Source organism: Saccharothrix sabaoui (assembly GCF_051756985.1).
GTDB lineage: Bacteria > Actinomycetota > Actinomycetes > Mycobacteriales > Pseudonocardiaceae > Actinosynnema.
Window position 1 is genome coordinate 36818 of record NZ_JBPKJK010000042.1, and the last position, 24236, is coordinate 61053.

The 24236-nt window shown below is 69.2% G+C and carries 14 protein-coding genes and 2 pseudogenes; 3 read left to right on the forward strand and 13 right to left on the reverse strand.

Annotation, left to right across the window (positions count from 1 at the left end; genetic code table 11):
• Positions 1-551: 551 nt before the first annotated feature.
• The 3 genes from cas3 to ACR807_RS15670 are packed head-to-tail and all read right to left on the reverse strand — an operon-like array spanning position 552 to position 6170.
• On the reverse strand, positions 552-4406 hold the full coding sequence (cas3, locus tag ACR807_RS15660) for a CRISPR-associated helicase Cas3' (protein WP_438922042.1): 3855 nt from the start codon (positions 4404-4406) through the stop codon (positions 552-554).
• Positions 4403-5377 (reverse strand): beta-ribofuranosylaminobenzene 5'-phosphate synthase family protein, encoded by a 975-nt coding sequence (locus ACR807_RS15665; RefSeq protein ID WP_438922043.1) that lies wholly within the window; start codon positions 5375-5377, stop codon positions 4403-4405. Before ACR807_RS15665 ends, cas3 begins: the two co-directional genes overlap by 4 nt.
• Positions 5370-6170, reverse strand: a complete 801-nt coding sequence (locus ACR807_RS15670; RefSeq protein ID WP_438922044.1) for a hypothetical protein — start codon at positions 6168-6170, stop codon at positions 5370-5372. Before ACR807_RS15670 ends, ACR807_RS15665 begins: the two co-directional genes overlap by 8 nt.
• Positions 6171-6824: 654 nt before the next feature.
• Between ACR807_RS15670 and ACR807_RS15675 the strand changes: the two are divergent.
• Positions 6825-7361 (forward strand): annotated as a pseudogene (locus ACR807_RS15675) (transposase family protein); the annotation flags it as partial.
• Positions 7362-7440: 79 nt separating this feature from the next.
• Here ACR807_RS15675 and ACR807_RS15680 read toward each other — a convergent pair.
• From ACR807_RS15680 to ACR807_RS15695, 4 genes are all read right to left on the reverse strand, one after another.
• Positions 7441-7656, reverse strand: coding sequence for a DUF7489 domain-containing protein (locus ACR807_RS15680; protein ID WP_438922045.1), 216 nt, complete (start codon positions 7654-7656; stop codon positions 7441-7443).
• 180 nt (positions 7657-7836) lie between these two features.
• The gene (locus ACR807_RS15685; RefSeq protein ID WP_438922046.1) at positions 7837-10557 is read right to left on the reverse strand and encodes a SpoIIE family protein phosphatase; all 2721 of its coding nucleotides are present in this window, start codon (positions 10555-10557) and stop codon (positions 7837-7839) included.
• A gap of 531 nt (positions 10558-11088) precedes the next feature.
• Positions 11089-12306 carry a PP2C family protein-serine/threonine phosphatase gene (locus ACR807_RS15690; protein WP_438922047.1) on the reverse strand — a complete coding sequence of 406 codons (1218 nt, stop codon included), beginning with the start codon at positions 12304-12306 and terminating at the stop codon, positions 11089-11091.
• 618 nt (positions 12307-12924) lie between these two features.
• Positions 12925-14244 carry a serine/threonine-protein kinase gene (locus tag ACR807_RS15695; protein WP_438922048.1) on the reverse strand — a complete coding sequence of 440 codons (1320 nt, stop codon included), beginning with the start codon at positions 14242-14244 and terminating at the stop codon, positions 12925-12927.
• A 420-nt stretch (positions 14245-14664) separates the two neighbouring features.
• Between ACR807_RS15695 and ACR807_RS15700 the strand changes: the two are divergent.
• Both ACR807_RS15700 and ACR807_RS15705 read left to right on the forward strand, forming a co-directional pair.
• A pseudogene (locus ACR807_RS15700) lies at positions 14665-15268 on the forward strand (IS5/IS1182 family transposase); the annotation flags it as partial.
• A gap of 147 nt (positions 15269-15415) precedes the next feature.
• Entirely contained in the window at positions 15416-16495 is a 1080-nt protein-coding gene (locus ACR807_RS15705) for a YVTN family beta-propeller repeat protein (RefSeq protein ID WP_438922049.1), read from the forward strand.
• A 960-nt stretch (positions 16496-17455) separates the two neighbouring features.
• Here the strand turns inward: ACR807_RS15705 and ACR807_RS15710 are convergent.
• From ACR807_RS15710 to ACR807_RS15735, 6 genes are all read right to left on the reverse strand, one after another.
• The gene (locus ACR807_RS15710; RefSeq protein ID WP_438922050.1) at positions 17456-18748 is read right to left on the reverse strand and encodes a GAF domain-containing protein; all 1293 of its coding nucleotides are present in this window, start codon (positions 18746-18748) and stop codon (positions 17456-17458) included.
• A 203-nt stretch (positions 18749-18951) separates the two neighbouring features.
• Entirely contained in the window at positions 18952-19896 is a 945-nt protein-coding gene (locus tag ACR807_RS15715; RefSeq protein ID WP_438922051.1) for an anti-sigma factor RsbA family regulatory protein, read from the reverse strand.
• A complete protein-coding gene (locus tag ACR807_RS15720) occupies positions 19893-20960 on the reverse strand; it encodes an MEDS domain-containing protein (protein WP_438922052.1) in 1068 nt (355 codons plus the stop codon). The genes ACR807_RS15715 and ACR807_RS15720 overlap by 4 nt, the downstream gene beginning before the upstream one ends.
• The gene (locus ACR807_RS15725; RefSeq protein WP_438922053.1) at positions 20957-22855 is read right to left on the reverse strand and encodes an ATP-binding SpoIIE family protein phosphatase; all 1899 of its coding nucleotides are present in this window, start codon (positions 22853-22855) and stop codon (positions 20957-20959) included. Before ACR807_RS15725 ends, ACR807_RS15720 begins: the two co-directional genes overlap by 4 nt.
• Positions 22856-23418: 563 nt before the next feature.
• The gene (locus ACR807_RS15730; RefSeq protein WP_438922054.1) at positions 23419-23772 is read right to left on the reverse strand and encodes an STAS domain-containing protein; all 354 of its coding nucleotides are present in this window, start codon (positions 23770-23772) and stop codon (positions 23419-23421) included.
• A 174-nt stretch (positions 23773-23946) separates the two neighbouring features.
• Positions 23947-24236, reverse strand: a 290-nt coding sequence (locus tag ACR807_RS15735; RefSeq protein WP_498371969.1) for an STAS domain-containing protein, incomplete at its 5' end; no start/stop codon positions are given.

Below are 24236 nucleotides of genomic sequence, written 5' to 3' on the forward strand. Positions count from 1 at the left end.
TCCGCACCTCACCGTCGTCCGGGTCGGAGTCGGTGTCGACGATCCACACCGGACATCCGATCGGCATGAGTGCCACCGTCACCGATAGTCCCTTGCTCGCTGACGCGGTGAGGAAGTGCGGGCGTCCGGTCAACGGATGCGCTCCGATCCCGCCGCGCGCCCCGAACACGGTGGTGACGTCTCGGTAATCGGAGTCACAGGCGTGACGCTCGATCGAGTGACGGAATCGGCCATGCGGACATGAGGGCCGTTACGGACGAGCACATGGTTTCTGCGCCGGTTCTGCTGTTCGGCACCCCGCACGAAGTCCGCGTCGGCTATCGTCAAGGTCTCGCCCTCGTGGCATGAAATCCGGTGTCCGGTCATCGGGGACAACCTCATTGAGTGAATTTGGCCCGTTTTGACGCCCAACCAGTCGCGATCACACCTCGACCGTGATCACAGGCGCACGGCACCCAGCGCTGACCGGCCCAACGAGTCGATCACTCAAACAGTGGTAGAACCACTCGTTTCACAGTCCCTGTCGACGCCGGCTGCGAGCGCTCATTCCTTCACCTACGAGTACGTATGCGAGGACTGAGCCAGTCCGTGGACATGTCGGCCGTGTGGTGGCGGTACGTCGACAGTGTGGTGAGGCTGAGGTCGTCGGTGGGCGCAGGAAGGCACTCGTCGCGCATCTGCTTGTGCCCCTTCGCTTCCTGTGCGCGGTGGACGGTTTCAGCCTTGGCCCACACCGCCTTCCATGCCGGAGGGCGTGGTATGGCCTCCGAAGGGCCGTACACGGCATCGAGGTAGCTCCGGGTGTCGTCCGGAAGTACGATGCTCGTCCGGTCCTTGAGCATCGCCCAGGTGCGCAGCACGATGTAGCGGGAGTAGAGGGCCGAGGTGTACCGCGGCAGGTTCGGCACACCGTCTGTTTCCGCGATGCCGGTGATGCCCAGGACGGGCCGCGTGTCCCGGTCGTCGTGGTGGATGAGCCTGGCCGCGCGTTGGAGCACCTGATCGATCGGCGCCAAGTCGGTGAGCAGGGCATCGAAGGTCCTGGCACTGCTGTACTGCAGTAGCTGGGTTCCCACGACGATGACGCGGGCCCGCTGACGTGTCAGCTCGACGTGCCGCGTCAGCCACTCTTCGACCTTTCGATGCGTCGAGCGTTCCTGTTGGCCATGGAGCAGCAAAATCTCCGGTCGACGTGATGCGGGCAGGGCCGAGACCGCGTCCTGGAGTGCCTCGTGAGTCGCTTTGGCGCGAGATGCGGTGTTGTGCACGACTGCGACGCACCGCGCCGAATCCGTAGCCTCCAGCAGCCACTGCACGACGTGGTCGTCGACTACGGGCTGGTCGAGCTTGATCGTCATTGTTTCCGCCTCAGCCGACACCGGGGCCCTTGTGACGACTGCGTCCTGCTCCCCGGCGACGGTGATGCGGATGGCACCGTCGCCGTCGGGTCCGGCGGAAGCCTGGTTCGTCGTAACCGGGCGACCTCCCGCCTGCCAGGCATCAACCACTTGTCGTCGTCGCGTCGAGGGCAACGCATCAGCCGACAACACCACCGACGTGCCCAGCTGTCCGAGCCACGTCAACAGCCTGTCGAGCAGCATCGACCTGTAGGGGTCGTAGGTGTCGGCCTCGACGAGGACAAGCACCTTGTTCGACAACGCGGTCAGACCGACAGGCCAGCGCGCGGATCGCACCACAGAACGCACAGCGCTGTCCACTGTGCCGACAACCACGCCACTGAGCAGTCCGCGCTTGCGGAGGTACTGATCGCGAGCCGGGTTGTCCGTGTCTTCGCTGCTGAAGGCGGTGCTGTGCTTCTCCGGCGGTACCGGATCGTCATCCGGTACCGATGACACGGATGTCGGGTCGTCGACAGTCCTCATCCATGCCTGGAGCACCGCGGTCATCCGGTCCCGGGTCGCTCGTGTGGGGCAGGCGATGTACACGCCGCCGAGTCCTTGGGCGCGCGCCATTGTCGCTGCGGCGAGGAGTGCTGCCCGAGTCTTTCCGGTACCGACCGGCGCCTCGATGATGGTGATGCTCGGTGATCGCCAGTGCTCTGCCATGGTCATGGCCACAGCGGATGCCCCGCCGGCGGCCGCCGTGTCGGCCGACGCGGTGTCGGCGCCGAACTTGGCGAACCCTGGTCCGATACCACCCACGCCGATAGGTGGCGACCATGATCGCAGTCCCGCGTTCGTCATCGCACGCTCGACGCGTGTGGCCGCACGTCGGACGTAATCGTCGAGGTCGACCGGTTCTTGCGGTGAGGAGTGATTCGCCTCGTCGGAGACGAGCCAGTCCGCCACGGTGGTCAGACCCGTCAGGGCCACGGCGGCTCCCAGACCGATGCGGACCTGCGACCACGACAGTGTCCTCGGATCGGGTAGACCCAGTGCTGCCGCTACGGCCAAGACCATGTCATCACGCCACAGCCGCCAGGTGTCGCCACCATGATCCTGAGTCCGGTCGCGTGCCTCCGCGAGGTCGGTCGGCGTAGGCAGGTGCCCGTGGTGGCCGCCCAACGCAACCGCGATTTCCGCGGCCACAGCCGGATCGGCCCCCCAGGGTTGCAGCATCTGCATCACGTGCAGCGAGGTCAGCAGCGCGTGAGGCGTGCTCGACCGGGGAACGGTCGCGGGTTGGGCGGCCCGTATGTCACGAGCGGCCACCGCGCCCAGTCGTGCGATCGCCGGATCTGCTCGTAGCGCTTGGAAGGCGGGGCTGTACTTGCCGATGTCGTGCAGCCCGCACAGCAGCGCGATCCATCCGTCGGCATCACCCAGCGGCCTGAATCCGGCCCGCAGTTCAGCGAGGTGTCGTGGTCCGACCAACCGCGGCAACAGGGCACGTACCGCCAGTGCGACGTCGAGGAGGTGGCACACCAACGGGTGCGGCGGTCGCGACGCGGGCCACTTTCCCCAGGGTGCCCATACCGGTGGCGATTTGGTGCCCACGAGCTGCTGCAACACCTGTCCGCGAGCGGTCAGTCTGCTAGTGCCGTCGTCGAGGGTGGTGACCAGATCGGGATGGTGGCGGGTAAGAGCGTCGTAGGAATGTGTCGCCAGGGTGCGGATGATGTCCCGTTTCCTCCGGGTCTGGGCCGACTTCCCGAAGTCTCCCTCGTCCTCGTCCAGCGCGCGTCCCACGGCCTCGAGCAGTGTTTCCACGCCTCGGATGTTGCCGATCCGACAATCGGCGATGACATCGCCGTACTGAGCCGCACCGTAGGCGATGTCGCGCTGGGACTTGGCGTGGAAGTCCTCGGCACCGGCGAGGGCGCCTTCGCGCACTCGTTCGATAACCCGGACGTGGCGGGTGAATTCCGGTGCGTCGACGTACCAGACCAGGCAGCGCATGCCCTCGTCACGTGCCTTGGTCCGCAGGTACAGGATCCCTTCCAGCGTGCGTGCACCGGTGTAGACCACGGGACCGCCGCGCCGTTGGACGTCCGGCCAGACCGCGTGGCGTTCGACGGCGTCGCTGCCGCACTTCGCGAACAGCCGGTCCGCGAGGTCGAAGCCGCTCTCGCCGGTGATCCCCTGGTCGCGTGCGAGTCGCGCGACCAGGGCACTGCCTTCCAGGTGCCGGAAGCCACGTTCGAGCAGCAGGTGTCGACCGATGGTGGTCTTCCCCGCTCCAATCGCGCCGATGACTATCACCAGGGTGTCGACATCCAGGTCCGGGATGAGGCTGACCTGGCCGGCAGGTCGCGGTGGTCGCCGGTTCCTGACCAGCACGGCCGCCGACCTGCCGATGGCCTGGTACTCCTCCAGGCGCCGACCGACCGCGAGGAGGCACTTCTCACGGTAGTCGAATCGAGCCGACTCCTCGTAGCTCATCGCGGCGAGCACTTTGTCCGCGCCGTGGGGGATGAACCACGAACTGAAGTCGTTGCGCCCCAGCCACGGGTAGGCGAGGTTGGGACGGACCTGTCCCGGCGCCTCGGCGACGACGCCGGTCTGCGCGCCGGAGAAGAACACGTAGCGCTCGAGACCGGGTACGTGCAGGGCGATGTCCGAACGCACGACGGCAGCGCGGTCACCGCCGGCTGCGTCGATCGCGGCGAGGAGTTGGTCGTGCGTGGTCCGGGCGAACCACTCCTTGGTCTCTTGACCGGGGAACTCCCCCGTCTCCGCGCTGCCGAGGGCGTGGATGGCGACCGTGGTGTCCTCGATGAACACGATGCTGGTCGCGCCGGCGCGTTTGATCACCTCGTCGAGTCCGGCGCCCAGGAACGCCTCGCGTTGCTCGCCGTAGGGCTCCGGGTATTCCACGTCGTGCAGGAGGTAGCGGGTGACATCGAACCCGAACCTGGCCAGCACCAGCCGCGCTTGGGCGAATTTGGCCAGGTTGGAGGTGGAGAAGAACACCGGGGTCAGCGCGGTTTCGAGCAGATCGGTCATCCGGGGCGCACCTCGCAAGCAGCGCCGTCGTTGCGGAAGGGGTAGGGACCCGCGACCCGCCATGCGGTCGTGTCCAACGACACGAGACCGGTGGGACCGCGACGGTCGTGCACCAGGAACACCGCCGGTCCCATACTGCTCAATCCGGCGGCCACGCCGGCGTCCCAGGCCGCGTCGAGCAGGTGACGGACCGCAGGCGGCCGAGCACCGATCTCGGCGGCCTTGAACCCCCGGCGTTGGAACTCGCGCAGGCTGGTCGCGAAGGCCTCCAGGTCGGCGTCGATCACCGCGGGCAGCATGCCGTGGTACAGGTGCGCCAATTGAGTGAGGACGTCATGCGACGCCACAGGCGTCGAATCACGGAAGAAATCGTCTTCCGAACCGATTTGCTGCGGTCGGTCATGCACCGGGATCAGCATGGTGATGCGCCAGGTCTCAGGTAGGGGCCACGACCCGATGACAGTGGAAGGCGGTCTGCCCCGTGGGTCGCTGGAGGGACGGTACACCCCGTCTGCGGGGTGTACCGCCTGCCCTGCGTCGACGACGAACCCGCCGCGGAAGAACGTCGAGCACCCCACTCCGGAGGTCCTTCCACGGCCGCTGAGGTGGATCAGCTCGGCGTCGCCGATCGGCCATTCCCGCAACCGTGCGACAGCCGTCAGGACCGACAACACCATCGCAGTTCCGGCACCGTACCCGGTGTGCGCGGGCAGCGGATCGCTGAGCGTGACGGCGGCACGCACATCGAGTCCTCGCTGCTCGGCGCGCCTCATCGTAGCGATGATCTTGTCGCGTGAGTCGCCGGAGAATCCGGTACCCGCCTCGAAGCGGTCGGCGAGGCGAGCACGTGTGCACGACGGCCGGGCGGCGAACGCCGCCCCCGCGCCCCCGTATGCGCGCGCGGTCGCGCCGCCCAGGTCGACCAGCCCGAAATGCACCCGCGGGTAGGCACGCACCACGACCTCATCCACGAGAGAGGTCCTCGGGTGACGGAGGACGCGACAGGTCCTCACTCGCCCAGATTTCGTCGAAGTGGTCAGCCAGCCAATCGAACATGTAACCGGGCCGTCGGACGATCATCGTGGGCAGGTTCCGACTGGCACGACCATGCTTACCCCGTGCAAGCAGGTAGGGACCCCAAAAACACTCGTCATCGATCCGGAACAGGTTGACACTGGGCAACGTGGTCGCCAACCGCACGTCGAACCGGATGTCGGGATCGCGCCACAAGGGCTCGGTCTGGAGGATGAACCTCCGGATTTCCTCATCGGTGCGTCCGGGGTTGTTCCCCTCTTCACGATCACGCAGCGCGGTGAACGCGTGAGACCGGGTCGGAGCGTCAGGAGCGACCAACAGGATGCGCACCTCGACACGGGCCGCCCACTCGCGAAAAACACCGGAGAAGTCTTCCCGCAAAGAGTTCAAGCCGAACCCCATGATGTCGATCCGGTGTGATGCCCGGCCGACCCGCGCCTGGTACTCGTGCTTGATCTGCACCGAACGGTGCGGGAAGGCGGTGACGAACCCGAAGGTATCAATATTTCTACGACGGTCGGCTTCTTCGTCACCGACCAACACCCAGGCGTAGACGACCATGCCGCTGACCCCGGTGGCGATGATCGAAGTACCGACCGCGACGCCGACCGGCCCGTACTGGGCCACCAGCGCACCGACCAGGACGAGTGCGAACTGCACACCGAGGTAGACCACGGTACGAACACGCTTGAGCGAGGCCCGGAGCCGGGTAACCAGTCGGGTTCCCATTCCCCTCCTCAGGCGCAAGCCCGATCAGCAGCACCGTGACCTCCGGATAGCGGCCCGCCGGACACCGACGAACGCACAGCCGCCTGATGCCCCGGTCGTACGTTAGCGCCTGACCGCACGAGCACCGCGTGTTCCTGCCGAATCGACACCACGAGCCGTCGAACTTAACCCGATCGGGGTAACCCACGACTTCGAGCAAGCAACACGAAAGAAACCTTCCTTCTCAGATTCCATCGGCGCAGCCGGAGAATCGCAATCACCGACACCCCGTTCGGCGCGACAGCCCTGCCGTGAACCTCCGAAGTGGCACCTGCCAACCTATCCGCAGATTTCCCGGGATCCTCCCCAGCTTCTTGACAGCGAGCCCTGTACGGCCTCATCCAACATCAAGGTGAAGTATGAGGACGTCCCGGGTCAAGGTCGATGATTCGGGTGGTGGAGCAGCGGAGTCTGCGCAGTAGCCGCCAGGCTTCAGGATCGAGACGGCTCGTTCGCCGAGGGCGCGAATGCGGACATGCGAGCGGTTGACTGAGCCATTTTCATCGTGGCATCGCAGGCCACGGCGCAGGCTGAGCGGTGGAAGTGCGGTGGGCGAGGCTCCCGGCAAGACAGCAGTCGACCACGATCCGATGCCCAACCGGGAGCCTCTCTGCGCTGTCCTACCCTGCCGCGATTCCGCTGTCCAACCGCACCCCCGTCCGCCTGGCCGATCCCAGCCGTGCCGAGCGGGTACGACGCCGGTCGCGGTGGCGGCGTCCGGAGCCCGGGCGACAGGCGCTGCTCGTGCTCGCGCACCTGCGCAACGACGACACCCACGCCCGAGTCGCCGCAGGCTTCGAGGTTTCCCGCAGCACCGCCTGGCGTTACGTCCGCGAAGCGGTGGACCTCCTCGCAGGCTTGGCCGACGACCTCCGCGCCGCCGGTGAGCGGGCCGCCCGCCTGGCCTACGCGATCCTCGACGGCATCCGGGTCCCGATCGACCGCGTCACGAACCAGAAGCCGTACTACTCCGGTAAGGACCATCGTCACGGCGTCAACGTCCAGGTCCTCGCCGGCACTGCCGGTCGGCTGGTACGGGCCTCGCCGGCACTGCCGGGCGCCGTCCACGACCTGACCGCGGCCCACACCCACGGTTTGATCGACGCGCTGATTGAGCACGAGACCACCACGTTCGCAGACAAGGCGTACCGATAGGCATTCATGCTGATCATGTACCAGGGGGCGCAACGTCCCCTGCGAGCCTGACCACCTCATCCGCTGTTGTCAGGTGTCACACGTGGGTCGGCCAACGTTGCCCCGGATGTTTGACCACACGGTCACCGACAGCGAAACCGCGCAAGAGCTCGGGGCTCACCGGGCGGCTGATCGTCTCGTCGTCATCGGTACGCACAACCAAGTCGACCCGATCACGCACCGCGGTCAACACGGCGAAGCCGAGGCAGACGAGAACCAGCAAGGCCACTACGGCTTCGACCGGCACGCCCATGTCCGGGATCTACCCCCGCCGCTCGCGACGACGCCGCGCCACCGAGATCTGCACCCGTTCAGAGCAGTCGTCGACGGGCTTGCGCACCAGGCGGGATCGGGACCGACGGCACCACCCCGCAGAGGCTTCTTCCCGAAACAGGAAGCCCGTCGGTGCGCGCAACCGCCTCCGACCACACCGTCAAGGCAGCGGTGGAGCAGTGCGGACGACCAAGGGTCCTGGCAGGCCGAGGTCCTCCAGACCCGCTATCGACAGGACACGAGCCGGCGCGGAACCCTCGGCGACCAGCACGGTCAGCGGTCGACCGGCACGGGTGGCCGCTTCGGAGGTGTCGAGCAGCAGCGCGATGCCCGAGCTGCTGAGGTAGTGCAGTCCGGTGAGGTCGACCTCCACCGGCCGGTGGTCGGAGCCCTCGACGCGGGACAGCAGGGGGGCGCGCAGCTCGCGCGCGGTGTGCAGGTCCAGGTCACCGGTCAGCCGCACGCGCCGGGTCGCGCCGTCGGCCGGGTCGTCGAGCAGGCCGGCCACGTCGATCTCGACCGGTGTGGGCGGTGCGGGGGTGCCAGGCCGTGCGGTGAGGTGGAACTCGACGGTGGTGCCGCTCTCGCCGCGGTCGAAGGTGACCCGTTCGGCCAGCGTGTGGATGATGCCCGTCCCGCGTCCTCGGTAACCCGGGTCGGCGGGCACCGTGCGCCACCGGCCGTGGTCGCGCACGATGACGCGCACGCCCGTGGCAGTGGTGGTTAGCTCGTATTCGTAGTCTCCCGTTCCACCCTCGTAGGCGTGGTCGACGACGTTGGCCGCGGCTTCGCCCAGCGCCAGTTGCAGGTCGTCGAGCAGGTCGACCGACAGCGCCGCCACCGCCGCCCACGCCCCGACCTCGCGCCGCATGACGGCCAGCGAGGGAGGCAGGGCCGGCAGGGCGCCGCGCAGCGACGAGGGCAGGTGACGCGCGACGACGAGGGCCACGTCGTCGTCCTGGCCGTCGGCGAGCAGCACGTCGGTGACGGCGTCGGCCAGGGTGTCGGGCGCGGCGGCGCGGGTGTCGCGGACGACGGCGAGCAGTCGGTCCAGGCCCTCGTCGAGCGGCAGGTCGCGGCGCTCCACCAGGCCGTCGGTGTAGAGCACGACCGACGCGCCCACGGGCAGGTCGGCGGTGTGCTCGACGTAGTGCGCCCGTCTCGGCGTGCCCAGCACCGGTCCCTGGCCGCCGGTGAGGAACCGCATGGTGTACGCGTCCGCCACCAGCGGCGGCGGGTGACCCGCGGTCGCCCAGCACAGCGCCCCGGTGTCGCGGTCGAAGGTCAGGCACGCGCAGGTACTGCCAACGGCGCCGTCGACCCGCCGGGCGAAGACGTCCAGGTGCTCCAGCGCCGCAGCCGGAGACCGCCCCTCCAGCAGGTAGCCCGCCAACGCGCTGCGCAGCTGCCCCATGACCGCGGCCGCCGACGGCCCCTTGCCCACCACGTCGCCCACGCACAGCGCCACGGTGTTGTCGTCCAGTTCCAGCACGTCGTACCAGTCGCCCCCGATCTGGGCGTGAGTCGACGCGGGCAGGTACCGGGCCGCGATCGCCAGCCGGTCCAGCACCGGCAGCTCGCGCGGCAGCAGACTGCGCTGCAACGCCTCGACGATCTCGTGCTCACGCCGCAGCCGCAGCTCGCGCTCGGCCTCGACGCGCTGCCGCTCGGTCACGTCGCGCCCGATGGCCTGCACCCCGGTCGGCGTGGTGCGCATGCCCAGCTCCAGCGCGACGACGCCTCCATCGCCGCGCCGCACCTGCCACACCTCGGTGACCACGCGCGCGCCGGCCGAATCGGCATTCGACCTGCCCGGATCAACGCCCCGACCGGACACCACGAGGTCGGCCACGTTCATGCCCACCAGTTCGTCGCGGGTGCGGCCCAGCAGTACGCACGCCGCCGGGTTCACCTCGACAAACCGCGAGTCGCGATCCAGGACCCAGATGGCGTCGGTGGCCCGCTCGAACAGCAGCAGGTGGCGCTGCTCGCTCTCCCGCCGCTCCTGGTCGGCCTGCACCCGCTGCAACGACTCCCAGCACCGGCCGACCACCACCGAGATCACGTCGACCTCAGCCGGCGTCCAGTCGCGCACCGACGCCTGGTGCACCGCCAGGCCGGCGACGAACCGCCCGCCGCGCAGCAGCGGCACGAACACCACCGCGCGGATGCCGGCGCGCCCGTAGGCATCGCGGTCCACCGCGCCCAGTCGCGGGTCGCCGGCGACGTCGACCACCACCCACGGCCGTCCGTCCCGCAGCACCCGCAGCGCCTGCTCCCCGAACGCCGACATCGCGAACCTGCCCCGCAGGGGCGGCAGCAGGCCTGCGTGGTCATCGTTGATGACGAAGTGGTCCTCATCGGCTTCCACCAGGGCGAACGCGCACCGGTCGGCGACCAGGTGCTCGCGCAGCAGCGCGGTGGCGGTCACCATGACCCGCTCGGGGTCGTCCACACCCTGCAACCGTCGCTCCAGCGCCTCCAGGAAGCGGTTGCGCTGCTCGGCCGTCCGCCGCCGGGTCACGTCGGCCGACATCCCGCGCACTCGCACCGGCGCGCCGAGGGCGTCGCGCACCACCTGCACCCGGGTACGCAGCCACAGCAGCCGCCCGTCCGCGGCGGTGGCGCGGAACTCCACCTCGAAGTAGTCCAGGTCCACGCCCGCGCGCCACGCGCGCAGCACCTCGGCGCGGTCGGCCGGGTGGACCAGTTCGACGAGGACGTCCAGGTCGTCGCGCCAGTGGTCGGGCGGGTACCCGAGCAGCACCTCGGCGTGCCGGGAGACGAACGTCAAGCGCCGGGACGCCACGTCGACTTCCCACGCCACGAGCCCCATGTCGTCGACGAGGCCGGTCAGGTCGGTGCCCTGCGGTGCGGTCACGGCCGCTCCCCGCTCGCGCACGCCACGGGCCTGGCCCTCTTCAGGGTCACCGCAGACCGGGCAACGGACACACGCGGAACCGCATCTAGTCTCGACCTGCCCCTGGACGAGCGGATGTGACCTGCACACTTTGTCACATTCGGGCAGGCTGCCGTTCCGGACACCACCGGACGCCCTGCCGCCCCACCCTGATAACGTCCAGGACCGCTCGACCGGAGCGCGTGGATCCGCACAACGACATCGCCGGAGCGCACCAGGGCGGCAGCGACTCCCCCTGCACATGACCAGTCGATCATTTCTACCCGGTGGTCCACTCCGCGATCCTCGGCCCTGTTGTTGTGTGCGGGCGAGAAGGGCTTGCTACGTCAACAGGTCTGCGACTTCGAGTTCGCGCCGAGCAACGCACTGATGCAGATCAAGCCGTCATCCACCTGATCTGCTCGATCTCGACCACGAGCGATCGACCTACCGGAGGACGATCACTTCCGACTCGATATGTCGGGTCGGTCCGGCGGTGGATGTCCGTCCGGGTCAACCCGGCGTGGGGCTGTGCCGGATGGTCAGCAGGGCGATGTCGTCGGGGGCGGGCTGGTCGCCGACGAGGGTAGCCATGATCCGGGTGCAGACCGTTTGCGGTGCGACCGGGGCCACCACCTGCCGGAGCTTGTCCAGCCGATCGTCCAAGTCGTGTTCGCGGCGCTCCACCAGGCCGTCGGTGAACAGGGCGACCAGCGCGCCGGGCGGCAGGTCGACCCCGGCGCCCCGGCGGCCGGTGACGCCCAGGTGGTAGCCGATGGGCGGGCCGAGGGGGGCGTCGACGAAGGCGGTTTCACGCCTCGGCACGGCGAGCGCGGGCGGCAGGTGGCCGGCGAGGGCGAGGTCCATGCGATGGGCCGTCGTGTCGATGACCGCGTAGGCGACCGTGGCCATGGTGTGGGCCTCGAAGTGGCTGGCCTTGCGGTCGAGCTTGCCGAGCACCTCCGCCGGGTCGTCGAACTCCAGCGCGTAGGCGCGCAACGCGCTGCGCAGCCGTCCCATGACGATCGCGGCGGGCAGGCCGTTGCCCACCACGTCACCGATCACAAGGCCGATGCGCCCGCCGGGGAGGAGGAACACGTCGTACCAGTCGCCGCCGACGCCGCTGTCGGTGCCCGGGACGTAGCGGGCGGCCATCTCCCAGCCCTCGATCGTGGGCAGGTGCCCGGGCAGGAGGCTGTCCTGCAGCATCGTGGCGGCGGCCCGCTCGGACCGCGACCGGTGCACGTGTGCCGCCATGGCCAACCGGTCGGCCACGAGTTGCAGCAGTTCGACCTCTTCGTCGGTGAACCGGCGCGAGGTCGTGCTGCCGATGTGCAACACCCCGGTCAAATCGCCTTGGGCCACCATCGGCACGCCCAGCATGCTGTGCAGACCTCGTTGCCACAACAGGGGGTTGATCACGGTGGACTCGTCGACGTGGGTGAGCTGCACCGGTTCCCGGCGCTGTGCCACCTGCCCTGCGAAGCCGGCGCCCACCGGTATGCGGACGCCCTGGAAGACCTCTTCCTCCAGGCCGAAAGCCGCCTTGGCCACCAGCTGCCCGCCGTCCGCGTCGGCCAGCAGGACGGTGGCGGTGTCAACCGCGAACAGGTCGCGCACCTGCGACAGCAGCACCTCGAGGACCTTGTCCAGGTCGAGTTCCCGGAGGGTGCCGTCGGTGATCGCTTCCAATACCCGCAACCGCGTCCTGAGGCCCTCCAGCTCGTCCATCCGTCAATCCCGTCCGCATTGTGATCACGTACATCGAGCGGGCGCGCGAGCGCGTGACGGATGCCAGTGAGTGGGTTGTGGTCGAGTCAGGATACCCGGAGCGGCCATGAGCCGAGCCCCGACCAGGTCCAGGGCACAAGATCGCGTGCTGTCGCTGGACGGTGCGCGGCAGTGGAGCACGTCGAAGTCCGTTCTCCGTCCTGTCGCCGCAGGTTCCGCGTCACCGCCGCTCTGACCACCGGCGGCGACACCCGGTCGAGGCGGAGCGCCGCGCTCTGCGTCCGGGTCGCCGGCCCGATCGACGTGAGTGCGGGGACCGGGTCGACGGCGCTGTCCTATCGGGCGCGCCGAACCCGAAGGGACCGGCGATGTCGGCGTCACCCGTACCGTCGTCGACGACAGCGCAGGGCCGCTCGCCATGCCGATCACTACTCGTCACGGGTGATGTTCGCCCGTCGCGGCGCTCCTCCCCCGCGCGGCCAACTCACACACCGCGGATTGGTCGTCGACCCGGTGCGAGGCCGTGGTGGACGCCGCCACGTCCACCGCCCACACCGACGTCCGCGGTCCCGACCGTCACCGGGAGCCTGCTGTCCGTCGTCGACAACTTCCCGGTGCTCACCCCACGGTCCTCGCCACGCGGTTCCGTGGTGCGGCACCGGCCCGCGGAAGGGCGCCGACCGCAGTTCTCGGGACAGCTGGGCGGGTCGACGACTCCGGATGGATCACCAGGGTCTGCGGTGGTTGTCGCGCAACGTGCAGGTGCTGTTGCGCGGTCTGTGACGGCAGTCGTGTCGTCCGTGTCTCGGCATCCGTGGGTGTAGCCGTCACGGCCGCGCTTCCCCGTGCCTTTCGCGTCACCGTGGTGGACGACGCAACCGGGGGCTGTGGCGGGTCGGCCATCGAGGTCGATGTCGTCGGTCCGACGCTGGTGCCGATGTCCGGTTGACCGTTGTCCTCGACAAACAGGACGTCGGTCGAATCAAGGACGACCAGCAGCGCTGTTGCGGCTGTCAACACCGCCGCAGCCCCGGCACGCAGCAGATGCCTCCTCGCGCCTCGAGGAGCGACCGGAGGTTCGGCCACGACGATGCGCTCGACATCCGGCGGTCGCGCACTGCTCGATGAGGGGTGGGCCATGGCTGCGAGCCGCTCGGCGCAGTCGGCGGCGGTGGGACGACGCCGGGCACTCAAGCTGGTCATCGCGGTCAGCGTGTCGCGCCACGGCCCCGGCAGGTCATCGGGAATCAGGGGTCCGCGGTGGAGGCGGGCAAGTGCCGACTCGGTGTCACCACCGAGGTACCCCGGTTGGCCGGTCAAACACTCCAGCAGCACCAAGCCCAGTGCGAAGACGTCGACGGAAGAGGTTACCTCGCCCCCGCGGACCTGCTCGGGCGCAAGGTAAGCGGGGGTGCCGACCACGAATCCCGATCGGGTGACCCGGGTGGCCTGCGACTGCAGCACCAAGCCGAAGTCGGCCAGGTAGGCGCGCTGGTCGTCGCGGTCGAGCAGGATGTTGGACGGCTTGACGTCGCGGTGCACCACGTCGTGCCGGTGCAGGTGGGCCAGCACCTCGGCGACCTGCACCCCGATCCGCGCGACCGACTCCGACGCCGGCGGAGGCGGCTCGCGCATCCGCCGGCGCAGCGTGCCGCCCTCGACGGCCTGCATGACGAAGAACGCACGGCCCCGAAACGACCCGGTGTCGTGGACCGCGACCATGCCGGGACACCACAGCCTCGCCGACACGTCCACTTCCCGGCCGAGCCTGATCCCGTCTTCACGGGTGGCCGTGCCCCGGAACAGCTTGATCGCGACCCTGCGCTCCAATTCGGTGTCGAACGCTTGGTAGACCTCGGCCGTCCCGCCGGTGCCGTAGAGCGCGCCCAGAGCGTACCTCCCGTCGACGACCTCACCGGTCAACTGCCCGTTCGACATGCGACCGACCTCCGTTGCGACGACACAAGGCGCATCGCCGCGAAAATACCGCCAAGATCGACGATTGACCCCTGTCGCGGATTCGCCACAACGCGAGGAACAATCGGTCCCGCCTCGTTCAGCGCCGCTCCCAGCGGCGCTATGACGAGGTGCTGCCGTCACGCGACGGTCGGGCACTTCGGAATCCCGCAAGAACCGCCGGAGACGGATCGCGCGCCTGCGCCGAACCGACGCACGAAGTGAAATAATTTCAGTTGTTGGCCGATGCCCAGGCAGCGCGCGCCGGATCTTCGGCACCACCGCCACCGAACGTCCCGGAACCCAAGCCACGACGTTGATCGTTGCGTCACGATTTTCGATCGACTTGACGGGTTGTCGCTGCGGTTGACGCCCGACGAGTTGTGAGCGTGGGTCGAATCGTTGCTCCCGAAGCTCGCCGCCCGGCCGCAGAGCAGCGGAACGGCTGTGGTGGACGACCGGGCGGTGTTCGCCAGGTCGTCCACGTGCTGACCGGCGACCGAGGGGGGCAGAGTTGACTGTTGTTCAGTTGCCACTGTTGTTCAGGGTGGCCGTGCCGGCAGCGCACCGCCGGTTCACGCAGTGGACCGAGGCGGCGTTGTGGCGGCGGTTGCACCGGGCCGTGTCGGACGAGTTCGGCTCGCACGGGGATGCCGACCGGTCGCGGGCGATCCTGGACGCCGCCTCGGCGCGGACGGGAAAAGGGGCGACATGACAGGTCCGAACCCGGTCGACCGCGACAACCCCGACTCGAAGATCCACATGGTGTCGAACCGTGTCGACCTGCAGGTTCACGGCCGGTGTCTCGGCCGCGAACCTGCAGGACAGCCAAGCACTCAAGCCCATGCTCATGGCTGTCCTGCGCATCCGATCACCGACGTGGACCGCGGCGCTTCCACCGGACGGTGCGACACGCGAACAAGGCCCACGACGCCGACTGACCATCCACTGCGAACGTTACCCCGACAACTACTGCGCCTTTCTCACCCTCGCCGCGAAGCTGACCTCTCAAACGGCTGGTGAAGACCGCCACGTGGGACGTGGTCGGTGCTCACCGCGTCATTCCTATGGTGTAAACGCCACGCCTGACCGCTCGCCCAAGTCGGGGTCAAGACGGCGTTGGGGCAGCACCGGCCGACACTAGGCCGTTAGTGTGACGGCAGATCCGGGAGCAGCGACGTCCCGAGCGTTCAAGAACCGACACGGGGGACTCATGTCCGTTTATTCGACACGCGCACGCTTTCACGCAGCGTCTTCTCAAAAGATTACCCGAACGAGTCGATTTCCCCGGTTGGGAGTGACCGTCGCGGTACTCGCGATAGTGGCCGGCACCGGTTTCGACACCTCGCCCCGGTGGCCGACCCGAATCCAGGTGTTCGTGGCCAACAGCGGCTCCGACGACGTCACCGTGTACGACACCCGACTGGCCGAGGTGACGGCCACCGTACGTGTCGGCGACTACCCGGCTGGGGTCGGCGCGCATCCGTCCGGTCACCGCGTCTACGTCACCAACGAGTCCTCGAACACCGTCTCGGTGATCGACACCCGGACTCTTTCGGTCATCGCCACCGTGCCCGTGGGACCCAACCCCTTCGGCGTCGCCGCCACACCCACCCACGCCTACGTCACCAACTTCGGCCGTGACGACGTCACGGTCTTCGACACCGCCACGAACACGCCGGTGAAGACCATCCCGGTGGGCCGGTTCCCGCACAGCGCGGTGGCCAGCCCCGACGGCTCCCGGGTGTACGTGACCAACCACGGCGGCGACAGCGTCACGATCATCGACACCGGTACGCAGACCGCCGTCGACACCATCCCGGTCGGCGTGTTCCCAGCGGGCATCGCCATCAGCCGGGACGGCAAGCGCCTGTACGTGGCCAACACCGGCAGCGACACGGTCACCGTCATCGAGACGGGCGACCACCGCCCGAGCGGCACCACCAAGGTCGGCGACGCGCCCCTCGGCGTCTCGGTCACCCCGGGCGGCCGGGTGTACGTCGCCAACACCGGGTCGGACACCGTCAGCGTCCTGGGCCCCACCGGCAAACCCCTCGAGGTCGTCAAGGTCCAACGCATGCCCGAGGGCTCCGGAGCCGCGCCCGACGACAGCTTCGTCTACATCACCAACACGGGGTCGGACACCGTGTCGGTGATCAACGCCAAGGACGGCAAGCCCGCCGCCCCGTTCACCGTCGGCGACGCGCCCGAAGGCGTGGCGGTCACCTCCTGACCTTGGTCCAACCGCAGGGGATTCGACGGTCACCCGGCAACCCTCCCCTCCGGCGACTCCAGCCGCACCGAGCCGTCCACCCGTTCCACGATCTGCCGCTCCCTTCCCATCGTTGAAGTTGTCCCCGAAGGCAGGGAAGCCCGTACGCCGGACGCTCAGGACCCTGCACAGCCGGGTGGCGCCGAAGACGGCGCGGTGTTCGGGATGAACCGGTAGCTGCGGGTCAACGAGCCATCCCCTGTGCGAACAGGCGACCGCCTTGCGCAGGATGTCCTCCGACTCCGGTTCCGCCACCCGCTTACGCAGTTCCCGCAGCTCTTGGCGCTCATCGGCGACACACCGCCCGTCGGTGCAGCGGCCTGGAGCTGTTTGGCGGTGCGGACCTGGTTGCACGGGGTCTTGTGGTTGACGCCCAGCTCGCGGGCCACCTGCCGCGACGGCCGGTCCGACCGACCGGGGCAGCTCCACGGCGTTCCTGCGGAACTGCCCGGGATACTTCGACTTGTCCGACACGGGACATCCTTGCCCGGACCGTCGTCCGGGATGAAAGTGTCCGGTTCGCGGGGACAACCTCAAGGGCCGCAAACGAGCGATCCTGTCGCTGCTCGGATTCGATCGCTCGTCACGACACCGGCTTGTTGGAGCAAGGGCGTGTGGTCGGGCGTTCAGGCGGCATGCGTCGCGAAGCCGGTGGCCCTGTCACGTGTGTGACAGGGCCACCACCTCGTCCACCGGGCGACGGCCCTTACCAACGTGACCCGTTCCCGGCGGTGTCGCGCAGGCGCCGCAGCAGGCTGGGAATGCGCTCATCGCCAAGAAGGGGCAGTTCGCCCGCGCCGGATCGTGGTTTCCAGCCGACCCGATCGACAGGTCGGGCGGGATACCGGGTTGTGAGGCGGATTCGACACGGTCGCGAAGAGTGTTCACCTGACGCTGTGGCGCCCGGTGTACTGGGGCGGGTCAGCGGTTGATGTAGGCGGCCAGGCCGCTGAGTTCTTCGTTGGCGATGAATGCCGAGCGCACGGTGAGGAGGGCTTCCTCGGCGTGGTCGTGGCAGCCCCATGCCGCGTCGCCCCAGGCGTCGGCGACCTTGAGCTCGGCGGGTGCGGTGCACCCGTCGGCGCTGCCGAGCCTGCACTGCTCGGGATGGGGCGCGGCGGCCTGTGCGGCCGCGGCGGCGCGCATCCGCTCGGCCAGTTCCGCGGCGGCGACGGCACGTTGCTCGGCTTCGGCGCGCAGTTTCTGCTCCGCGCGCATCGCCTTGGCCAGCTCGGCGTGGGCCGCTTCGGCGCGGGCTTCGGCCTCGCGCCGCGCCCGCTCGTCGTGGTGGCGTTCGATGGCCAGGGCCGCGGTACCGGCGAAGACGCGGGCCAGGGCGAGGTCGGAGTCCTGTGGTGCGCGCGGGGAGCGGTGGTACATGGCGAAGGTGCCCAGCAGGCTCCCGTCGCGGGCCAGGATCGGCGTGGACCAGCAGGCGGCCAGTCCGGCCCGGCCGGCCAGGTCGCGGAAGTCGTCCCAGAACGGGTCGCTGGCGATGTCGGTGACGACGACAGGCTCCCGCCGGTGGGCGGCGGTGCCGCACGAGCCGACACCCTCGCCGGTGGCGATCCCGTCGATGGCCTCGTTGTAGAAGTCGGGCAGGCTGGGCGCGGCCCCGTGACGCAGGTGCAGGCCGTCGGGATCGGCGAGCAGGACGGAGACGAGCACCTCCTGCGGGGCGAGGTCCTCGATGCAGCGGGCCATCCCCTCGAGGACCTCGGTCAGGGGCGCCTGCCGGGCGATCTGCTCGAGCAGGGCGCGGTGCTCGGCCATCAGCCGCTGGGCGTGCTTGACCTGGGTGGTCTCCACGCCGATCACCCGGATCCCGACCACGTCGCTCCCGGCGTCGCGGCGCGGCTCGTAGGTGAAGTCGAAGAACGCCTCCCGCGCGTGCGGGCCGGTGTCGAGCACGACCCGCACATCATGGCCGGTGTAGGACTCACCGGTGCGGTAGACCTGGTCGAGCAGGGCGATAAAGCCCTGGCCGGCCAGTTCGGGCATCAACTCCGCCAGCGGGACACCGGTGCGCGCCCGGTGCTCGCCGATGGCGGCGAAGAACGCCGGGTTCGCCGCCTCCACCACATGGGCAGGCCCCACCAGCGAGGCGAACACGGCGATGGACTGCCCGAACAAAGCGCGCAGGTCCTCCTCGGCGGCCTGCTCGGCGACCGCGGGCTCCGCGGCGAGGGGATGCTGGTCTGATGCCGCCGTCATGATGTCGTCCATTCCTCTGCCTGTGGTGCATACGGTACCCAGATGTGCGGCAGTTCGGCTGTGCGGTACCCGGACGGCCGCCGACACCGGCGCAGCGGTCCAAGCCAACTGATCCGGCCTCCGACTTCGCCGGGGCGGTCCACTCCGACGTGGCACCGCCTTCGGTATGGCCACCCCGCAAGCTCACCTCACGCGACAATCCATCAGGAGGCGATGCGCAGGAACACGTGCGTGGTCGTACTGCGCGGGGTGGTGTGGACGCGCACCAGGTCGGCGAGTTGGTTGATCATCAGCAGGCCGCGGCCGCCGTCCTGGTCGAGAGCGACGGGGTGGCGACCGGCGAGGGGATCGGTGAGGTGGCCGTCGTCCTGGACGCTGCAGACGAGATGGGTCCCGTCCTGCCAGACGCTCAGCAGGCAGGTGCCGCCGGCGTGTCGGAGGCTGTTGACGACGAGTTCCGTGGTGATCAGCGCGAGGTCGGCGGCCCGGGTGCCCGGCAGGCCGAGACGGCCTGCGTGCTCGGTGGCGACGCGGCGCGCGTCACGGACGCCGGCCGAAGTGGTGACCTTCAGCGTGACGGCGTCCGGGGCGACGTCGAAGGGCTGGTTGTAGCGGTCGACGATGGCGTCGGGGGCGTAGCGGTCGCTGTCGTAGCGGCGACCGGTCTCCCACACCGCCGGGTGGGTGGCCAGCGCGTCGATCACAACGTGCTCGTCGAGCGAGGCGGTGTCGTAGGGGCAGGCGATGGTGACGTCGCGGCCGGTGAAGGCGAGGTTGATCAGTGCCTCGTGCTGGGCGCACGCGGGGTACTCGACGTCGGTGCGCCCGGCCCAGATCGGCTCGCCGATGATGCGGACGTGGGTCCCGGGGTGGCTGTCGGCGAACCGGCGCAGCACGGCGGGGATGATCCGGCCGGGGTTGCGGCCCTCGACCTCCATGTCGAGCAGCAGCACGTCCTCGACGGCAGCCCCGAGAGCCTCGTGCAGCAGCCGCAGTCGCCGATATGGGACGGAGGCGGCGACGGGGTGGCCCTGCTCCAGCCCTTCCACGACGAAAGGCACGAGCAAAGCCAAGTACTCCTCGTCGGAGGCGTAGAACACCGCGGGGTGGACGAACCCACCCTGGAGTCCGGGGTCGGTGATCGTCATGCGGCGCGCTCCACTCGGACGTTGGTCAGGTCGAGCAGATCCACCAGGGTGGACACTCCGGACCAGGAGGTGCGCAGCACGAGGGACGCGCCGAGGGCGGCGGCGTGCCGGGACAGTCGCAGCAGGTTGCCGTGGTCGAGGAAGGTGAGGCCGGCGGCGTCGAACACCAACCGCCCGCCGTGGGGGCGCAGGTCGGCGCGTTGCAGGGCGAGGGTGAACAGGTCGTCGTCGAACTGGTCCACCTCGCCGGCCAAGGCGGCGACCCGATCGCCAGCGCCGTGCAAGCGGAAGCCGGGGAAGGAGGTGTTGGTGTTGGGGTGCATGCACGCTACCTGCGCGAATGCCTGGTCGTCCACCTCGTCTGCGGCGTAGGCGCACATCGCCGAGAACGGTCTGTCGACCATGTACCGGTCGATCCGGTGCTCGTAGCGGGAGAAGGCGTCCAGTTGCTCCGGGGTGCGCACCAGCGAGGTGCAGTCGGCCGCGACGCGCAATCCGGCGAACCCGGCGGCCAAGGCCGCGTCCGTCGCCTTGGCGTAGGTCCGCACCTGCGCCGCGGGCTCGATCACCGCGCCCACCGGATAGGTGGCATCCAGCGAGGCGACCTGCGCGGCCCCGGTCCTCAGCGCTTCACCGATCCCGTCGATCCCGTCGAGGTCTTCGACCAGGCCGTCGGCATCACCGGTGCCGATGTAGCACACCCGGTAGCCGAGGCTCAGCCCTTCGGACAGGAACTCGCGAACCCGGTCGTGGAAGTCACGTGCGTCGCCGTACCGCCAGCACACGTGATCGTGGGCGCCGAACCCGCGCCCGTGCTCGACCAACCCCGATCTGCGCTTGTGCACCGCCTCAGCCACCTTCCCCCGGCGATTGGCCGCCACCCCGCCCGACGGCTCGACGCGAGGCGACAACACGTCTCCCAGGCACGGCGTGCCCGCAGGCGACTGGGCAGCCGGCCCGGATCGGGTCTGAACGCTCGGCGTCGAGGCGTCTTCTGACGGAAGATACCCGCTACCAGCGGCTGTCCAGGCGTCGGAACCAGTGGTGAGGGGGATCGCGGTCACGGCGTTCCTCGTGGGCCTCGGGTGCGGACCGTGGTGATCTCAGCCCAGACGACCTTGCCGTCTTCGGTGGCGCGGGTGCCCCACCGGGTGGCGAACGCGTCGACCAGCACAAGACCGCGGCGCCGGTTGGTTGCCGGGTCCGCGTCGAACAGCCGGGGCCCGGACGTCCCGTGGTCGGCGACGTCGATGAACAGCATGGAGTTCTCGTGGTGCAGGCGCAGGACCACGGGTCGGTCGGTGTGCTCGACCGCGTTGGCGACCAGTTCGCTGGTCACGGTCAGTGCCGCGTCGCGCACCTCGACCAGGTTCCACCGGGTCAACTGCTCGGTGACGAAGGCGCGGGCCCTGGTCGCGATGGTCGGACCGATGTCCAACGGCATGGAGGCCACTTGCCGGTCCGTTTCCAGGCGATGCACGTGCAACAGCGCGACGTCGTCGTCGTGGCGTCCGGCGGTGAGCCGGTCGATGAGCTTGTCGCAGGCGACCTGGAGGTCCACGTCGAGCGGCAGGGTACCCAATTCCGCCAGCAGGGTGTCGATGCCGGTGGTCAGGTCGCGGTCGCGGCGCTCGACCAGGCCGTCGGTGTAGAGGGTCAGACGCGCCCCCACCGGGAACGACGTCTGCCGCTGTTGGAACGCCTCGCCGACGCCCAGCGGCATGCCCAGGCCCTCGCCGATCAGGTCGGTCGTGCCATCGGGACGGCTCAGGACCGCCGGCAGGTGACCGGCGTTGGCATAGGTCAGCGTGTCGTCGGCGGGGTCGTGCACGGCGTAGAAGCAGGTGATGAACGTGGCCTTCGGCGTGACGCCCGCCAGGGCCGACGCCTGTCGCAGCACCTCGGAGGGCGGCAGGTCCAGCAGGGCGTAGGAGCGCACGGCCGTGCGCATCTGCCCCATAACAGCCGCCGCGGTCACACCCCGGCCCACGACATCGCCGACGACGAACGCGGTGCGCCCGGCGGGCAGTTCCATCACGTCGAACCAGTCGCCGCCGACCTCCGAGCCGGTGGCCGCCGGCAGGTAGCGCGACGCGATGGCCAGACCGGTCACGTTCGGCACCGTGGGCAGCATGCTGTGGGTGAGTTCGGAGGCCGTCGAGCGCTGGCGGTCGAACAGGCGGGCGTTGTCCAGGGCGATCGCCGCGTAACCCGCGATGCCCTCGGCGAGCTGCTGGTGCCGCTCGGTGAACCGCCCGGTCTCGTGGTGGCCGAAGAAGAACCCTCCCAGCACCTCCCGCGACGACGGTGAGACCACCGGCACCGCCAGGTAGCTGCGCACCGGCAGGTGCCCCGGCGGCATCCCGTGATAGGGGTCGTTGCGGCCGTAGCGGGGATCTCGGGTGATGTCGTCGGAGCGGACCGTGCCCTCGCCGTTGAAGGTGACGGCGAACACCGCGGTGTTGCGGGGCATGGGGAAGCGCTCGAACGCCGACTTGGGCACACCCGACAGCGCGTAGAGGGTGTAGGACTCGCCGTACTGGTCGACGAGGTTGTAGAAGAACGCGCCGAACTCGGCCTCGGCGGCCTTGGTCGCCGCGTCGGTGGCGTCCTGGACCAGGGTGTCGAGGTGCAACTGCGAGGTCAGCCGGTGGCCGACGACCTGGAGGGTGTCGACCAGTTCCGCTTCGGCGCGCAGCCGCTGGACCGTGTCCTCGAGGTCGGCCGCTTGTTCGCGCGAGGTGTCCTCCAGCACGCGCAGGTGCTCGAGCAGGGCGTCTCGCTGAGCCGCCACGTCGACCTCACCGCGTCCGGCGAGGGGATGGGCCAGCAAGCCGGTGCGAACGCTGACGGCCACCGCCCGGAACAGCTCCGCGGTCCGCGGGAGGATCGGCACACCCGCCGCCAGCACCACGCAGAACAGGCCACCGTCCGGCAGCCCACCACCGAACGCCAGCACCGAGCGAACGCCGCGGGACTGGACAAAGTCCTGGTCCGGGATGTGTTCACTGCCGTCAGGATCGGGGATGAGGAAGACACCGCACCGATCCTCCGCCTCGTGGACCGTCCCATCCACGCCCCGCGCTCCGAGCGCGGCGGCCAACGCGAGGGCTACCGGCGTCGCGGCAGCGGCTTCATCCGAGGTCGGGGCGAACGCACCGGCTTGATCGCACGCGACCGGAGTGCTCAGTTCCGGTTCCATCCCGGAGTCCGCTTCCAGCACGAGGCACCACGTGTCCGGATCGACATCGCCCGGTACGCGTTCGCGAACGCCCCGCCGCAGCGCGTCGGGCAAGGTGGCGAAACGGCGGGTGGAGAACATCCGCGCCGACAGCACGACCGACTCCCCGCGCTCGTCGGTGAAACGGTCACGGAGTCGTCGCACGATCTCGGTGGCGGCGCAGGTGAAGTCGTCGGCGCCTTCGGCAGCGGCGCGAAGCCCTGCGGTCAGCCGCACCATGTCCGACAGGCCGAACGAGGCGAAGTCGCCGCTGTGCCGGACACCTCGATGAGGACGGCCGCTCACGGGGCCGATCCGCCCGGCACGTCGGGCACTCGCGGGTGGATCGTCAACAGCCGGTGCAGCATGGTCAGCGTGATCGCGGACTCGACCTGGGGCCGCAGGGCCGCCAAGTGCAGCGTTCCGCCCGCCGCCTGGGCGACCTTGTGCAACCGGACCAGTGCGCTGAGTGCGCTGGAGTCGCAGAAGTCGAGGCCGGACAGGTCCAGCACCAGCGTCCGCCCCTGGGCCGCGAGCGGTTCGACCACCTCCAACATCCGAGGGGTCGTGCCGAAGTCGAGCTCGCCCACGACGGCAGCCACCGTGTCGGCACCGCGGTCGTGAACACCGATCTCCAACGGCAGGGCCTCGCTCATCTCACCTCTCCTCGTTCGCGAACTAGCTCAACTTACCCCCGTGGCTTGCCCCTGTGACCAGGCCGGGTAGGAATCCTCCCCGCACCCGAGGCGGTTCTCACGCACGGCGTCGAAGAGCCGTGCACGGTCGACGCATCCGGTTCGGGTACGGCATGCGATCCGTACGCGCTGCCATCAGATGGAATCGATTAAGGTGGTCACCCGTCGAACCGGGAGGCGTGAGCAGGTCGAGCGCGGCACTCGCGCTCGAGGCGAGTTCATGCGCGACGATGAAGGCGCTGATCCCGCTGGAGTCGCAAAGGTCAGCCCTGCCAGATCCAGGACGAGGTGATTGCCTGTCGCGAGCCGCAGCCGGGTCAGCGCCTCGTGCAACCGCGAGCTGCACCGGTGGTCGAGCTCTCCGGTCAGGACGATGGTGTGGACGGTGCTGTCGACCATCGTGGGCAGGTGGAACACCGTGCCTC